Origin of the sequence: Streptomyces sp. NPDC090083 (assembly GCF_044747445.1) — a bacterium.
In the GTDB taxonomy this organism is placed as follows: domain Bacteria; phylum Actinomycetota; class Actinomycetes; order Streptomycetales; family Streptomycetaceae; genus Streptomyces.
On record NZ_JBIVED010000015.1, the window covers coordinates 125,502 to 139,765 of the forward strand.

Here is a 14,264-nt window from a genome sequence, read left to right on the forward strand (position 1 = left end):
TCCGCTCACCGCGTACCGGTCGCGGCCTACTCCTTCCTGCCCCTCGGCACGGTCAGCCCGGTCAACAGGGCCGTGCCCGGGGCGAGTTCCCGCCAGGTGTCACCGTGCCAGGCCAGGACCGCGATGGCCGAGGTCGGGAACTTCACCCGGACCTCGTCGAGCGCGTCGCCGAGTCCGTCACCGGCGAGTTCGAGGACCAGTTCCTCAAGCCCGGGGTTGTGCCCGATCAGGAGCAACGTCGCGACCTCGGGCGGCACTTGGCGCACGGCGTCGAGCAACTCCGTCACGTCGGCCGCGTACAGCCCCGGATCGAACCGCACCGGCGGCGGTGTCTCCCACTCGGCGGACGCCAACTCCCAGGTCTGGCGCGCCCGTACGGCCGTGGAGCACAGCGCGAGGTCGGGCAGCGCGTCGGTCCCGGCGAGGGCGGCACCGGCGGCCGGGGCGTCCCGGCGCCCGCGCGGGGCGAGGGGCCGCTGGTGGTCCGGAACGCCCGTCGGCCAGGCCGACTTGGCGTGCCGCAGCACGACCAGCCGGCGCGGCGGACGGGCCCCGGCACGGGCGTTCACGCGAGCGACCCGATGTCACGGGTGAGTTCGAGCCCGAGCAGCCGGTCGGCGTAGGCGTACGTCTCGAAGCGGGCGCCGTCCGGCAGGTCCGGCCAGGTCTCCACCCGGCGCAGCACCCGCAGCACCGCGGGCACGTCCAGGTCGTCCTCCCATGCGGTCCGCAGTTCCACCCGCACCTCGTCGGGCACCGGCCGCGAGGGCCGCCGCGCCCAGTCGGCGACCGCACCGCGCCAGTGCGCGAGCGTCCGCCGCGCCTCCTCCAGCGCCTCCCCGTCGAGCCGTACCGGCAGGTCCCGGGGGTGCGAGAGCAGGACGAGCCGGAGCGCGCCCGGGTCGGAGAGGTCGGGGGCTGCGGCCGTGGGCGCGTCGACGGGGGCTACGGCGACCACGGCTCTCCCGATCGTCCCGGCGAGGGTTCCCCCCGCCTCCTCGGGGGCCGGGCCTCCCTGGGCCGTGACGTGGAGGACCTGGGCCTCGCCGAGGCCGGAGCCGAGGTCGCTGCCGTCCTCGAAGGGGCGGACGCCCAACGCACCGGCGGCGGCGCGCAGTTCGGCCTGCTGGTGGTCGCCGGTGAGCAGGGACCAGACGGGGGTGCCACCGAGTTCGAGGGCGCGGACGAGGAGGTCGGAGACGAGGAGGACGCGGAGTGCGGTGGCGTCGAGGCCCGGCGCGTGCGCCTGGACCCTGGTCAGGCCACGGCGGGCGGGGGCGGCTTCGACGGGCTCGCCGGTTCGGGCGTCGGTGATGCGCAGCACGGCCTGAGCGTAGGCGGGCAGAGGGCGGTGCGCACGCATGTTCGTCCGGTTTTCCAGAAGGTCGTCGTCGTGCAGGCCTGGTCCGAGGAGTCCGGGGCGCAGTTGGTGCCGGGGGCGGTGACGCGGTGCGTCAGGACGCCGTCGCCGTGCGGCCGGTCCGGCGGGCGGACGCGGTAGGTGACGGTGACGGCCTGGCCGACCGGGACCGCGCCCGTCCAGGTCACCGTTCTCGCGTGGGCGTCGTACCCGCCCGAACCGGCTTCGGGCGGACCGGAGTCGAGCGAACCGGGGACGAAGGCCGCGTCGTCCGCCACGTCCCTCAGGTCGTCCGTGAACCGGAAGCGGCGGGCGTCGCCCGAGCCCGTGTTGTCCAGGGTCGCGGTGAGGGCGAGGGTCCCGTCCGGCTCGGTGGCGGCGGTCGTCCGGATGTGGACGCGCGGGCCGCCGACGGTGACGCTCGCGCGGCAGACCGGCCGGCAGTGGGCATCGATGGCGGTCGCGGGGACGCGTACGGCGGCGGAGGCGGTGAGTTCGCCGCTGACGGACGGGGGCACCGTGCCGGTGAGCGTGTAGGTCAGGGTGCCGCGCGGGCCGATGGCGGCGGTTGCGGGTGCGCCGCCGCAGTTCGTGCCCCGGCCGGCCGGTGTGCAGGTGCGGGTGAACTCCGTTGCGGGCGTGTGCAGTTCGGGTGGCGGAGCGGCCGTGATGCGCAGTCCGGTGGCGCGGGCGGGTCCGGTGTTGGCCACGACCACGGTGAACCGCAGCCGGCCACCGGGCTGGTAGGTGGGCTGCGACGCGGTCTCCGTGACGGTGAGCGCGGTGCGCGGGGCGGTCGGCGGAGTGCCCGCGCCGAGGCACAGGGCGAGAAGGGGGACGAGAAGGGAGGCGACGAGAGGGGCAGGGAGGCGGTCGGTGGTACGGCGGCTCGGGTTCACGGGGTCACGCTTCCCGAACGGGTCCGGGTGTGCGCGCGTCCCGCAGCCGGGAGCGGGGTTTCCGCGCCGATTGCACTCTTCCGGCCGTCCCTGTCGCCCGACCGGCGTTCCCCCGTTCACCCGTTCGCCCAGCTCGCCTTTCGCCGGGGGCGGTCGGGCGTGTGGGGTGGGAGCAGCCGGCCCGCCCCATGACGAGACGATCCCGGAGACTCCCCATGACCGACCGCGCCTTCCCCCACGAGCCCTCGTCGCCCATGACCGGCGACACGTCCTCGCTCCGCCCGGGACCCCCGTCGCCGAGACCCTTCCGGCGGCGGCTGGGACTCCTGACCGCCGCGCTCCTCGCGGGTACCGCGCTGCTCGCACCCACCGTCGCCTCCGCCGCACCGCTCCCCTCCGGCTTCGGCTCCGGTTCGGGTTCCGGTTCCGGTTCCGGGGACGTCTCCGCGCGGGTGCTGGGCGGCGCGGCGACCATCGTGCCGGGGCGGTCCGGGCTGGTGGAGATCAGCGGGTACAAGGGTGCCGCCCTGCCGGCCGGGTCCTCGCTGCGGCTGACGGCGCCCGACGGTGCCCGGGTCACCGGGACGCCGCTCGCCGACGCCGCCGGGTTCCAGGGCTCGGTCGCCACCGACGGGGCGAGCGGCACGTACACCTACGTCCGTGACTCGGGGTCCGGCTCATGGCGGGACAGCGGCTATCCGTTCGCGCTCGCCGTGGACGCGCGGGCGGTGCCGGGGACGCGGCTGCCCGGGTGCACCGTCCTGCTGACCGACGCCGGGGGCAGGCGTCGCGCCTCCGGCGGCTGCTCCGTGACCGTCGGCATGCCCGGCCCGACGCTGACCGAACCGGCGGGCGGCACCTTCGTGTCCGGCGCGGCGCGGCTCGCCGGGACGTCGTATCCCGGGGCCCGGGTGACGGTCCTGGACGCCACCGAGCACCAGGTGTGCGCGGGTGTCGCGCACGCCGACGGCACCTGGTCCTGCACGCCGGACACCCCTCTGCCGAGGGGCGCGAACCGACTGCACGCGAGCGCCGCCTTCAACGGGGTGTCGGCGGTCGGCGAGGACGTCGACTTCACCGTGACCGCGAACGCCTGAGGACTGGGCGCTCAGCGGCCGGCGACGAGGTCCCGCAGTGACTTCGCCACGACGACGGGGGCCTCCTCCGCCATGAAGTGGCCGCAGGTGACGGTCTCGTGCCGCAGGTCGGGTGCCCAGGCGCTCCACAGGGCGGCCGCGTCGAAGCCGAGGGCGGCACCCCAGTCCTGCTGGAGGACGGCGACCGGCATCCGCAGCCGGTCGCCGCTGTCGCGGGAGGCGAGGTCGTGGGTGACGTCGATGCCGGCGGAGGCGCGGTAGTCGGCCACGATCGAGGGGACGGCGGCGCGGCAGGCGTCGAGGTAGGCGGTGCGGATCCCGGCGGGGATCGCCTGCGGGTCGCCGGTCCACAGGTCGAGGAAGTGGCCGAAGAACGCGTCGGGCGCGGCGGCGATCAACTCCTCGGGCAGGCCCGGGGGTTGGGCCATCAGGTAGAGGTGGAAGCCGACGGCGGCGGTGACACCGTGGAGCGCGTCCCACATGTCCAGGGTGGGCAGGACGTCGAGGCAGGCAAGGTGCGTGATCGTGTCGGGGTGGTCGAGTCCGGCGCGGAAGGCGACCAGGGCGCCGCGGTCGTGCCCGGCGAGCGCGAACCGGTCGTGGCCCAGGGCACGGGCCAGGGCGACGATGTCGGCGGCCATGGTGCGCTTGGCGTAACCGGAGCCGTCGGTCTCGGCGGGCTTGTCGCTCGCGCCGTAGCCGCGCAGGTCGGGGCAGATCACGGTGTGGTCGGCCGCGAGGTCGGTGGCGACATGGCGCCACATGAGGTGGGTCTGCGGGAAGCCGTGCAGCAGCACGATCGGGCTGCCGGTACCGGACACGGCGGCGTTCAGGGACACGCCGTCCGCGACGGGGACGCGGTGGTAGGTGAAGCCGGGGATGACGGGTGACATGGGGCGCCCTTCCTTGATGGCGAGGTCGGTACGGGCGTCGGGAGGGACGCCGGTGCCGATGCCGTAGAGCCTGCCGGGCGCGAATGAGCAGTGGGTGAGCGCGCTACCGTGACCTGGGGCGATGCCCCGGGAAGGGTGGTCGGCGATGGACGTCGGGTTCGGGGTGCTGGGGCCGGTGGCGGCCTGGGACGGTGCCGGGGACGCCATCGCGCTGAAGGGCCCCCGGCACCGTGCGGTGCTGGCCCGGCTGCTGGTCGCCCGGCGCCGGGTCGTTCCGGTCGGGCGGCTGGTCGCGGATCTGTGGGCGGACCAGGGCGAACCGCCCGCCGACGCGGTGGGCGCGGTGCGCACCTTCGTGGCCGCGCTGCGCCGGGCCCTGGAACCGGAGCGTCCACCGCGCACGCGGGCCCGGTTGCTGGTCACCGAGGGCCCGGGGTACGCGCTGCGCGCCGAGCCGGCCGCCGTGGACGCCTGGCGCTTCGAGCGGGCGGTGACCACGGCCGCCACCCTGCCGGACCTGGACGCGGTCAACCACCTTGAGGAGGCGCTGAGTTGGTGGCGCGGCCCGGCCTACGCCGACTTCGACGCGGCGCCCTGGGCCCGCGCGGAACGCTCCCGCCTCGCCGAACTCCGGCTGCACGCCGTCGAACGCCGGGCCGAGGCCCAACTCGCCCTGGGGCGGGCCGCGATGGCGGTACCCGACCTCGACGCGCAGGTGGCGGAACACCCCTGGCGGGAGGACGCCTGGCGGCTCCTGGCCCTGGCCCTCTACCGCACCGGCCGCCAGGGTGACGCGCTCGCGGTGCTGCGCCGGGCACGCACCCTCCTCGTGGAACAGCTCGGCGCGGACCCCGGCCCGGCGCTGCGCCGCCTGGAGGCGGACATCCTCGACCAGGCGGCGCATCTGGACCCGGGCCCCGGTGGCCCCGGGAACCAGGAACGGGCCCGGTCGGCGGACCCCGCCGACCGCGTGTGGACCCAGGCGACCGCCGCCTACGACCGGACCGTGGCGTCCGGTGCGCGCGCTCGTCTGGAGTCGACGGTCGGCCTGCTCCGCGATCTCGCCGTCACCGGAGGCGGCGGACTGGAGGCGGCCCGCGGACACCGCCTGGCCGCCATCGCGGCGGCGCAGGAACTGGGCGACCCGGAGCTCACGGCCCGCGTCATCGGCGCCTACGACGTCCCCGCGATCTGGACCCGCGTCGACGACCCGCACCAGGCGGCGGACACCGTGAGGGCGGCCGAACTCACCCTGGCCGCACTCCCCGAGGACGCCCATCCCGCCGCGCGGGCCCGCCTGTTGGCCACCGTCGCGCTGGAGTCACGCGGCACCCGTTCCGCCCGCGGACCCCAGGCCGCCCGCCGGGCGGAGGACATCGCCCGCCGCTTGAACGACCCCGCGCTGCTCGCCTTCGCCCTCAACGGCACCTTCATGCAGACGTTCCACCGTGCCGGTCTCGCCCCTCAACGCGACCGGATCGGCGCCGAGTTGATCGCCCTGTCCGCCCGGCACGGCATGGTCACCTACCAGGTCCTCGGCCATCTCGTCCGGCTCCAGTCCCGCAGCGCCCTCGCGGACTTCACCGGGGCCGACCAACACGCGGCGGCAGCGGATCAGCTCTCGGAGCGTCACGAACTGCCTCTGGTGGGCGTGTTCACCGACTGGTACCGGGTCCTGCGGCTCTCCGCGACCGGCGGCACGGACCCGGCCGAGGTGGCGACCGCCTACCGGCAGGCGGCACGCCGCCTGGACGGAGCCGGCATGCCGGGCCTGGAACACGGGCTGCTGCCGCTGGCCCTGCTGTGCCTGCGACTACGGCACGGCCGGCCCGCCCAGGCCGACGAGCACCTCGACTGGGGACCGTACGCACCGTGGGCCCGCCCGCATGTGCTGCTCGCCCAGGACCGCCCCGCCGACGCGAGGACCGCACTCGACGCGCTCCCGGACCCGCCCCGCGATCTCCTCTTCGAGGCGCTGTGGTGTCTGACCGCCCGCGCCGCGCTCGCCGTGGACGACCGGGCGACGATGGAGCGCGCCCACGCCGAACTGACGCCGGCCGCGGCCGAGGCGGCCGGGGCGGGCAGCGGCCTGCTCACCCTGGGCCCGGTGGCGCGTCACCTGGACGATCTCGCCGCAGCGCTACGGCACCCCCGATAGGCCGACGGCGCCCCATCCGGTCGCCCGCGCCACCGCCGTACCCCTCACCGATCTTCGTCCGCCGCGGAATCAGGCTCCTGCGTCCGTTGTTGTCGCGGGCAGCAGCGGGCGCGCACGATTCCAAGGAGACCGAGCATGTACGGCGACTCAGCAACGATCCGCAAGATCCTCACCGAGTCCGGCGACACCTGGGCCGTCGTGGGCCTGTCCTCGAACCGGTCGCGGGCGGCCTACGGCGTCGCGGAGGTGCTGCAGCGCTTCGGCAAGCGCATCGTGCCCGTCCATCCCAAGGCGGAGACGGTGCACGGCGAGCAGGGGTACGCCTCCCTCGCGGACATCCCCTTCCCGGTGGACGTCGTGGACGTCTTCGTCAACAGCGACCTCGCGGGCCCGGTCGCCGACGAGGCGGTCGCCATCGGCGCGAAGGCCGTCTGGTTCCAGCTCGGGGTCATCGACGCGTCCGCGTACGACCGGACCCGCGCGGCCGGTCTCGACATGGTCATGGACCACTGCCCGGCGATCGAGATCCCGCGCCTCGGCTGACCCGGGCGGATCTCCACCGCTGGGCCCGCGCCGCCGGTCCCGCTCCACCGATGCCCGAACCGGCCGCCGTCCAGGGGGCCGGTCTCGGCTGTCTGCACACCGTCATACTGGGCGGGTGACCTTGGCTTCCCCCCACCCCGACTCCCCGTCCGCGGACCACTTTCCGGTCGTCGTCGTGGGCGCCGGACCCGCCGGACTCACCGTCGGCAACATCCTCCGCGCCGCCGGGATCGACTGCCTCGTGCTGGAGACCGGGACCCGGGAGTCCATCGAACGTCGACCGCGCGCCGGTGTGATCGAGGAGGGCGTCGTCCGCGGACTTCGGCAACGGGGGCTCGCCGAGCGGCTGTTGGAGCGGGCGCTGCCCCACACCGAGTGCGAGTTCCGGTTCGCGGGGCGGCGGCACCGGTTCGGGTACACCGAACTGACGGGTCATCACCACTACGTCTATCCGCAGCCGTTGCTCGTGACGGACCTCGTGCGCGAGTACGCGGACGTCCGGGGCGGCGCGATCCGCTTCGGCGTCCGGGACGTCCAGCTGCACGACCTGGACACCGACCGCCCGACGGTGTCGTACACGGACCCGGAGACCGGTCGGCGGCGGTTCGTGCGCGGTGACTTCGTGGCGGGCTGCGACGGTGCGCGCGGGGTGAGCCGGGCCGCGCTGCCGCCGGAGCGGGTAAGGATCGCGCGGCACGACTACGGCATCGGCTGGCTCGCGCTGCTCGCGGAGGCGCCGCCGTCCTCGGACTGCGTGGTGTTCGGCGTCCATCCGCGCGGGTTCGCCGGGCACATGGCGCGCAGTCCGGAGGTCACCCGCTACTACCTGGAGTGCCCGCCGGGCGACGACCCCGACGCCTGGCCGCACGAGCGCGTCTGGTCCGAGCTGCGGCACCGGCTCGCCGCGACCGGCGCCCCGCCGCTGACCGAGGGCCGGCTGATCGAGAAGCGCGTGCTCGACATGCACGACTACGTGGTCGAACCGATGGTGTTCGGCCGCCTCTTCCTCGCGGGCGACGCGGCCCACCTCACCGCCCCCATCGCGGCGAAGGGCATGAACCTCGCCCTGCACGACGCGTTCCTGCTCGGCGACGCCCTCGTCGCCCGGCTCACGAGGGGCGACTCCGCGGGCCTGGGCGGCTACTCGGAGGCCTGCCTGGGCCGCGTCTGGGACTACCAGGAGTTCTCCCAGTGGCTCTCCGACGTGTACCACGGGGCCTCGTCCGGCGACCCGTACCGCGCGGGCACCACCCTCGCCCGGCTCCGCCGCGTCTTCGCGTCCCCGGCCGCGGGCCTCGCGTTCGCGGAGAGCTACCTCGGAAAGGACCCCGCCTCCTGAGGCGTGCGCGGCACCCGGGGTCCGGCGGTCAGTCGTGCGGCGGGCGGTCGGTGAGCCGGTGGTCGGCGACGTTCAACGCCTCGTCCACGAGCCGTCGCAGGTGACCGTCGCTCAAGGCGTAGATCACCCGGCGGCCCTCCTTGCGCGTGGTCACCAGGCCGGCGAGGCGCAGCCGCGCCAGGTGCTGGCTGACGGCCGGGCGGGCCGCGTCACAGGCCTCCGTGAGGGTGGTGACGTCGGCCTCGCCCGCCGTGAGGGCGTGCAGCAGGGTCAGCCGGGTGCGGTCGCCGAGCAGGGCGAGGAGTTCGGCGGCCAGGGCGAACTGTTCCTCGCCGGGAGTGCGCGGATGCGCATCGTCCGCAGGTGACAGGTGCATGCGTGCGCTCATACGCACATAATGGTTCCCTGGGCGCGACGCGTCCAGCCGCGCGCCGGAAGGGGATCCACGTGAGCGACCAGCACCACCACGAACACGGCCACCCGCACGACGAGCACCACCACGGCCACGGCCATGACCACCCGCATCCCCACGACCACTCCCCCACGGGCCTCCGTCACCGCCTCGGCCACCTCCTCGCCCCGCACTCCCACGAGACCGCCGACAAGCTCGACTCCGCGCTGGAGTCCTCGGCCCGCGGGATGCGCGCCCTGTGGGTGTCGCTCGCGGTGCTCGGGGTGACGGCGCTGGCGCAGGCGGTCGTGGTGGTCGTGTCCGGGTCGGTCGCGCTGCTCGGCGACACGGTGCACAACGCGGCGGACGCGCTGACCGCCGTACCGCTGGGCATCGCGTTCGTCCTCGGCCGCCGGGCCGCCACGCGCCGCTTCACGTACGGCTACGGGCGCGCCGAGGACCTGGCCGGGATCGCGATCGTGCTGACGATCGCCGGGTCCGCCGCCTTCGCGGCCTGGGCAGCCGTGGACCGGCTGCTCGACCCGCGGCCCATGACACACGTCCCGGTGGTCGCCGTCGCGGCGCTGGTCGGGTTCGTGGGCAACGAGTGGGTGGCCCGGTACCGGATGCGGGTGGGCCGGGAGATCGGGTCGGCCGCGCTCGTCGCCGACGGACTCCACGCGCGCACCGACGGGTTCACCTCGCTGGCCGTGCTGATCGGCGCGGGCGGTTCGGCGCTGGGGTGGCAACTCGCCGACCCGATCGTGGGGTTGGTGATCACGGCCGCCATCGCGCTGGTCCTGCGGGACGCGGCCCGCGAGGTGTTCCGGCGTGTGCTGGACGCCGTCGACCCCGAGCTGGTGGACCGGGCCGAGCACGCCCTGCGGGAGGTCGAAGGGGTGCGCGGAGTGGGCGAGTTGAGGCTGCGGTGGATCGGGCACCGGCTGCGCGCGGAGGTGGCGGTGGTCGTGGACGGGGAGGCGACGGTACGGCAGGCCCACGCCGTGGCCGTGGCGGCGGAGCATGCGCTGCTGCACGCGGTGCCCCGGCTCACGGCCGCTCTCGTGCACGCCGATCCGGCGCCGGTGCCCGGGGAGGCCGACCCGCACGGGGAGTTGGCCCACCACAGCATGGTCTGAGGCCGAGGGCGGTCAGGCGACGCCCAGGCCCTCCAGGACCACCGCGCCCGGAAGTTCGGCGAACGCCTTGCCGGGGACGAGGAGTTTGCCGCGGCGGCGTCCGCTGCCGACCAGGACGTAGGGCAGGTCGACGACGGCCGAGTCCACCAGCACGGGCCAGTCGGCGGGGAGTCCGACGGGGGTGATGCCGCCGTACTCCATGCCGCTCTCGCCCGTCGCGGTGTCCATCGACGCGAACGAGGCCTTGCGGGCGCCGAGTTGGCGGCGGACGACGCCGTTCACGTCGACGCGGGTGGTGGACAGGACCACGCAGGCGGCGAGCATGGTCTCGCCGCCGCGCTTCCCGGCGACGACCACGCAGTTGGCGGACCGCTCCAGCAGGTCCTGGCCGTAGTGCTCGACGAAGGTCGCGGTGTCGGCCCACTCGGGGTCGGTGTCGACGTAGACGAACTGCTCGGCGGGGACGCTGCCGCGCCAGGCGCGCACGGCGTCGGCGACCGGGCGGGTCAGCTCGTCGAGGCAGTCGGGGGCCGGGACGGCGTGGTCGAAGTGTCCGATGGGTGCGTGCATGACGGCACGCTAACAGGCGTGCGGCCGCAGCTCACGGGGTGTCTCCGCGCACGGGCGGCACCGACACCATCATCATCATCTCCATCGGCTCCTCGCCCCGATTCCCGTACGTGTGCGGGGTGTTGGCCTCGAAGGTGGCGCTCGCGCCGGCCGGGACGAGATGGTCCTCGCCGTCCACGGTGAGGGTCAGCTCGCCCGAGGTGACATGGACCAGTTCGACGGTGCCGGTGGGGTGGGGCTCGGACGGGCTGGACTCCCCCGGCATCAGCCGCCAGTCCCACATCTCCAGCGGGCCGGGGGCCTCGGTGCCGGCGAGGAGGCGGTTGTAGCTGCCCGCGTCGGTGTGCCAGAGCCGTACGGCGCGCTCGGCGGGGACGACGCGGACCTTCGGGCCCTGTTCGTAGTCGAGCAGGGTGGTGATGCTGACGCCGAGGGCGTCGCCGATCTTGACGACCGTACCGATGCTGGGATTGGTGCGGGCCTGCTCGATCTGGATGAGCATGCCCCGGCTGACGGCGGCCCGGGCGGCGAGCACGTCCAGGGTGAAGCCGCGCACGGAGCGCCAGTGCTTGACGTTGCGCGCCAGGGACTGGGTCAGCAGGTCGAGGTCCGACACGTTCCGCCTGTACCTTCAGTTCAATATTATGGATGACAGAGTTCAATTGATCGAACTACGGTGTGGTGCACCCGCTCGTTCACCGAACTGTACTGCGAGGCACCCCGTGACAGCATTCTTCGCCCTGGCCACCAGCCTCCTGTGGGGGCTGGCCGACTTCGGCGGCGGCCTGCTCACCCGGCGCAGTCCGGCGCTGACGGTCGTCGTGGTCTCGCAGGGCATCGCGGCGGCCGTGCTCGGCGCGGTCGTGCTGGCCACCGGAGGCTGGAGCGAGGCCGGGCCGCGGTTGTGGTTCGCGTTCGCGGCGGGGCTGGTGGGGCCGGTCGCGCTGTTCAGCTTCTACAAGGCACTCGCCCTGGGACCGATGGGTGTCGTCTCCCCGCTCGCGACGCTGAGCGTGGCCGTACCGGTCGGAGTGGGCCTGTTCCTCGGCGAGCGGCCGGGCCTGACGCAGGCGGCCGGGATCGCGGTCGCCGTCACCGGAGTCGTCCTCGCGGGCGGCCCCCAGCTGCGGGGCGCGCCCGTGCAGCGGCAGGCGGTCCTGCTGACCCTGGTCGCCGCGCTCGGCTTCGGCACGGTGTTCGCCCTGATCGCCGAGGCGTCGACGACGGTGACCGGACTGTTCCTCGCGCTGTTCGTGCAGCGGCTCACCAACGTGGCGGCGGGCGGGGCCGCGCTCCGCCTCTCCGTACGGCGGGGCGGTGCCGCGCTGCCGGAGGGCGGTTTCCCCTGGGCCTCGCTGCCGGCGCTGGCCTTCGTGGGACTGGCCGACGTGGCGGCCAACGGGACCTACTCGATCGCGGCGCAGCACGGGCCGGTGACGGTGGCCGCGGTGCTGGCCTCGCTGTATCCGGTGGTCACGGCGCTGGCGGCGCGGGGCTTCCTGAGCGAGCGGCTGCGGATGATCCAGGCGGCGGGGGCGGGGCTGGCGCTGGTGGGGACACTGCTGCTGGCCACGGGGTGAGGACGGTCCGGAGTCGGGCCGCCCCGGTGCTGTCCCCGTGCCGGGCGTCAACTACCGCTGACCCGCTGCAAGTTGCCCGGTCAGGCGTCCGCGTCCAGTTCCGCCAGTCTCGCGATGGCGTTGTCGTCCAGTTCGGCGAGCCGCGCCGCGCCCGCCTCGTCCAGGTCCGCCAGGGCGCGCAGCTGGTCCGGGGTCACATCCGCCGGGATCGGCACCGGCGCGGGGGTGCGGAGCGGCGGCTGCCAGCCCTCCGCCGGGGTCCAGCGGCGCACGACGCGGGCGGGCGCCCCCGCCACCACGGCGTGGTCGGGGACCGTGCCCCGGACCACCGCACCGGCCGCCACCACCACGTTCCGGCCGATCCGCGCGCCCGGCAGGATCACCGCGCCGGTGCCGATCCAGCAGCCCGAGCCGATCTCGACGGGTTCCATGCGGGGCCACTGCTTGCCGATGGGCTCGTGCGGGTCGTCGTAGGAATGGTTCGTGGACGTCACGTAGACGTACGGCCCGAAGTAGCAGTCGCTGCCGATGGTGACCGTCGTGTCGGCGATGACGTGGCTGCCGCGGCCGAGGACCACGCCGTCGCCCAGGCGCAGGATCGGGTCCGGGCCGAGGTCGAGGTCGGGCATCAGGCCGGCGGTGAGGGTGACCTGCTCGCCGACGATGCAGTGGGAGCCGAGGTGGATCCAGGGTTCGCCGAAGACCGTGCCCAGCGGGAAGGCGAGCCGGGTGGCCTCGCCGATGGAGCCGAAGTGGAAACGGCCGGGGTTCTCGGCCGTCACCGAGCCCGTGCGCTGCACCCAGGCCCAGCCGGTGTGGACGGCGCGCTGCGCGAGGTGGCGCGGCCATTTCGAGAACGTGTTCTTGCGCTTGGGCACCCGCTCACGGTACTCAGCGCGAGCCGTGCCCATGCGGTCGGGCCGCTGTGATCTTCGCCCCACCGGATGACGTAGCGTGCGGGTGTCTTCGACGAGAGGGAGAGCACGATGGCGCACAAGGCGTTGATCACGGGCATCGGCGGCCGGGAACCGAAGGTCGACGAGACGGCGTTCGTCGCTCCTACGGCTTCGGTGATCGGGGACGTGACGGTGGGCCCGGGGGCGAGCGTCTGGTACGGGGCCGTGCTGCGCGGTGACGTCGAGCGGATCTCGGTCGGGGCGAGCAGCAACATCCAGGACAACTGCACGCTGCACGCCGACCCCGGGTTCCCCGTGAGCGTCGGGGAGCGGGTGTCCGTGGGGCACAACGCGGTGGTGCACGGCGCGACCGTCGAGGACGACTGCCTGATCGGGATGGGGGCCACGGTGCTCAACGGGGCGGTGATCGGGGCGGGTTCGCTGGTCGCGGCGCAGGCGCTGGTGCCGCAGGGGATGGTGGTGCCGGCCGGGTCGCTGGTCGCCGGTGTGCCCGCGAAGGTGCGGCGGGAGCTGGCCTCCGAGGAGCGGGAAGGGCTGACCCTCAACGGAACGATGTACGCGGAGTTGGCGAAGGCGCATCGCGAAGTGCACGAGTAGACCGCTGGCGGGTGCGGGTGCGTCGCGGCTGGTCGCGCAGTTCCCCGCACCCCTTCAGGGGCGCCTCACTCGGCGGCGCTCACCGGTTCGGGTTCGTTCTGCTCGGCGGACATCTTCTGCGCCCTGCGGCGCACGATCAGCATGGAGGCCAGGCCGACCAGGACCGCCGCCGCGAGGCCGAAGTACGAGAAGCGCTTGAGCCAGTCCTCGGCGACGATCCCCACGTAGTAGACGACCGCCGTGGTGCCGCCCGCCCAGACGATGCCGCCGAGGACGTTGGCGATCAGGAACTTCCAGTAGGGCATGTGGAGCACGCCCGCGAGGGGGCCCGCGAAGATGCGGAGGAGGGCGATGAAGCGGCCGAAGAAGACGGCCCACATGCCCCACTTCTCGAACGACCGCTCCGCGGTGGCCACATGGCCCTCACTGAAGTGTCTCGGGAACTTCGCCGCCAGCCAGGCGAGCAGCGGGCGTCCGCCCTTGCGGCCGATCGCGTAGCCGATGGAGTCGCCGATCACCGCGCCGAGGCTCGCGCAGGCGCCGAGGACGAACGGGTTGATGCCCGAGTGCTGGGAGGAGAGCAGCGCCGCCGAGACCAGGACGATCTCGCCCGGCAGCGGGATGCCCAGGCTCTCCACCCCGATGACGAGCGCCACCACGGCGTAGACGGCCACCGCCGGAACCGAGTCGAGCCATTCCTGGACGTGCAACGCCGGTCCTCCTGAACGCGCGGACTGTCTGACTTGCCGGCGTGCGCCGCGAAGCGTGGAACGGGCGCACC

Annotated in this window: 16 protein-coding genes; 7 read left to right on the forward strand and 9 right to left on the reverse strand. The window is 74.3% G+C overall.

The genetic code is table 11. The features are described 5' to 3' along the window. Window positions 1-26: 26 nt before the first annotated feature. Genes ACIPTO_RS37870 through ACIPTO_RS37880 form a run of 3 tightly spaced genes read right to left on the reverse strand, consistent with a single transcriptional unit; the run spans window position 27 to window position 2,259 of the window. Window positions 27-569, reverse strand: coding sequence for a SixA phosphatase family protein (locus ACIPTO_RS37870; protein ID WP_401199641.1), 543 nt, complete (start codon window positions 567-569; stop codon window positions 27-29). Next, complete coding sequence (locus ACIPTO_RS37875) at window positions 566-1,363, reverse strand: hypothetical protein (RefSeq protein WP_401199643.1); 798 nt, start codon at window positions 1,361-1,363, stop codon at window positions 566-568. Before ACIPTO_RS37875 ends, ACIPTO_RS37870 begins: the two co-directional genes overlap by 4 nt. Further along, complete coding sequence (locus ACIPTO_RS37880) at window positions 1,258-2,259, reverse strand: hypothetical protein (protein WP_401199645.1); 1,002 nt, start codon at window positions 2,257-2,259, stop codon at window positions 1,258-1,260. Before ACIPTO_RS37880 ends, ACIPTO_RS37875 begins: the two co-directional genes overlap by 106 nt. Before the next feature lie 215 nt (window positions 2,260-2,474). On the opposite strand from ACIPTO_RS37880, the gene ACIPTO_RS37885 reads away from it, so the two are divergent. After that, window positions 2,475-3,356: a carboxypeptidase regulatory-like domain-containing protein gene (locus ACIPTO_RS37885; protein WP_401199647.1), complete on the forward strand. Its 882-nt coding sequence runs from the start codon at window positions 2,475-2,477 to the stop codon at window positions 3,354-3,356. Between the two features lie 11 nt (window positions 3,357-3,367). Here ACIPTO_RS37885 and ACIPTO_RS37890 read toward each other — a convergent pair whose 3' ends face one another. Next, window positions 3,368-4,249: an alpha/beta fold hydrolase gene (locus ACIPTO_RS37890; RefSeq protein ID WP_401199649.1), complete on the reverse strand. Its 882-nt coding sequence runs from the start codon at window positions 4,247-4,249 to the stop codon at window positions 3,368-3,370. Between the two features lie 145 nt (window positions 4,250-4,394). Between ACIPTO_RS37890 and ACIPTO_RS37895 the strand changes: the two genes are divergently transcribed. The 3 genes from ACIPTO_RS37895 (at window position 4,395) to ACIPTO_RS37905 (ending at window position 8,289) form a co-directional block, all read left to right on the forward strand. Further along, entirely contained in the window at window positions 4,395-6,407 is a 2,013-nt protein-coding gene (locus ACIPTO_RS37895; protein WP_401199651.1) for a BTAD domain-containing putative transcriptional regulator, read from the forward strand. A gap of 135 nt (window positions 6,408-6,542) precedes the next feature. Next, on the forward strand, window positions 6,543-6,950 hold the full coding sequence (locus ACIPTO_RS37900) for a CoA-binding protein (protein ID WP_401199653.1): 408 nt from the start codon (window positions 6,543-6,545) through the stop codon (window positions 6,948-6,950). Between the two features lie 115 nt (window positions 6,951-7,065). Then, window positions 7,066-8,289 carry a 4-hydroxybenzoate 3-monooxygenase gene (locus ACIPTO_RS37905; RefSeq protein WP_401199655.1) on the forward strand — a complete coding sequence of 408 codons (1,224 nt, stop codon included), beginning with the start codon at window positions 7,066-7,068 and terminating at the stop codon, window positions 8,287-8,289. A gap of 28 nt (window positions 8,290-8,317) precedes the next feature. Here ACIPTO_RS37905 and ACIPTO_RS37910 read toward each other — a convergent pair whose 3' ends face one another. Then, window positions 8,318-8,677, reverse strand: coding sequence for an ArsR/SmtB family transcription factor (locus ACIPTO_RS37910; RefSeq protein WP_401199657.1), 360 nt, complete (start codon window positions 8,675-8,677; stop codon window positions 8,318-8,320). A gap of 59 nt (window positions 8,678-8,736) precedes the next feature. Here ACIPTO_RS37910 and ACIPTO_RS37915 point away from each other — a divergent pair, with 59 nt between their 5' ends. Continuing rightward, window positions 8,737-9,819 (forward strand): cation diffusion facilitator family transporter, encoded by a 1,083-nt coding sequence (locus ACIPTO_RS37915; RefSeq protein WP_366321970.1) that lies wholly within the window; start codon window positions 8,737-8,739, stop codon window positions 9,817-9,819. 12 nt (window positions 9,820-9,831) lie between these two features. Here the strand turns inward: ACIPTO_RS37915 and ACIPTO_RS37920 are convergent, their stop codons facing one another. Continuing rightward, window positions 9,832-10,389 (reverse strand): YbaK/EbsC family protein, encoded by a 558-nt coding sequence (locus ACIPTO_RS37920; protein ID WP_328832827.1) that lies wholly within the window; start codon window positions 10,387-10,389, stop codon window positions 9,832-9,834. 31 nt (window positions 10,390-10,420) lie between these two features. Further along, entirely contained in the window at window positions 10,421-11,005 is a 585-nt protein-coding gene (locus ACIPTO_RS37925; protein WP_366321974.1) for an XRE family transcriptional regulator, read from the reverse strand. A 106-nt stretch (window positions 11,006-11,111) separates the two neighbouring features. Here ACIPTO_RS37925 and ACIPTO_RS37930 point away from each other — a divergent pair, with 106 nt between their 5' ends. Next, window positions 11,112-11,969 (forward strand): EamA family transporter, encoded by an 858-nt coding sequence (locus ACIPTO_RS37930; protein ID WP_401199660.1) that lies wholly within the window; start codon window positions 11,112-11,114, stop codon window positions 11,967-11,969. 80 nt (window positions 11,970-12,049) lie between these two features. Here the strand turns inward: ACIPTO_RS37930 and ACIPTO_RS37935 are convergent, their stop codons facing one another. After that, a complete protein-coding gene (locus ACIPTO_RS37935; protein WP_401199662.1) occupies window positions 12,050-12,847 on the reverse strand; it encodes an acyltransferase in 798 nt (265 codons plus the stop codon). Between the two features lie 108 nt (window positions 12,848-12,955). On the opposite strand from ACIPTO_RS37935, the gene ACIPTO_RS37940 reads away from it, so the two are divergent. Beyond that, window positions 12,956-13,483: a gamma carbonic anhydrase family protein gene (locus ACIPTO_RS37940; protein WP_366321980.1), complete on the forward strand. Its 528-nt coding sequence runs from the start codon at window positions 12,956-12,958 to the stop codon at window positions 13,481-13,483. Between the two features lie 65 nt (window positions 13,484-13,548). On the opposite strand, the gene ACIPTO_RS37945 is transcribed toward ACIPTO_RS37940, so the two are convergent. Further along, window positions 13,549-14,193, reverse strand: a complete 645-nt coding sequence (locus ACIPTO_RS37945; protein ID WP_366321982.1) for a DedA family protein — start codon at window positions 14,191-14,193, stop codon at window positions 13,549-13,551. Window positions 14,194-14,264: the final 71 nt, after the last annotated feature.

Bases quoted from the DNA above. Each gene is read 5' to 3' on its own strand.
- ACIPTO_RS37940 (WP_366321980.1), top strand. From the start codon at position 12,956: ATGGCGCACAAGGCGTTGATCACGGGCATCGGCGGCCGGGAACCGAAG.
- ACIPTO_RS37900 (WP_401199653.1), top strand. From the start codon at position 6,543: ATGTACGGCGACTCAGCAACGATCCGCAAGATCCTCACCGAGTCCGGC.
- ACIPTO_RS37895 (WP_401199651.1), top strand. From the start codon at position 4,395: ATGGACGTCGGGTTCGGGGTGCTGGGGCCGGTGGCGGCCTGGGACGGT.
- ACIPTO_RS37875 (WP_401199643.1), bottom strand. From the start codon at position 1,363: ATGCGTGCGCACCGCCCTCTGCCCGCCTACGCTCAGGCCGTGCTGCGC.
- ACIPTO_RS37920 (WP_328832827.1), bottom strand. From the start codon at position 10,389: ATGCACGCACCCATCGGACACTTCGACCACGCCGTCCCGGCCCCCGAC.
- ACIPTO_RS37885 (WP_401199647.1), top strand. From the start codon at position 2,475: ATGACCGACCGCGCCTTCCCCCACGAGCCCTCGTCGCCCATGACCGGC.
- ACIPTO_RS37890 (WP_401199649.1), bottom strand. From the start codon at position 4,249: ATGTCACCCGTCATCCCCGGCTTCACCTACCACCGCGTCCCCGTCGCG.
- ACIPTO_RS37910 (WP_401199657.1), bottom strand. From the start codon at position 8,677: ATGAGCGCACGCATGCACCTGTCACCTGCGGACGATGCGCATCCGCGC.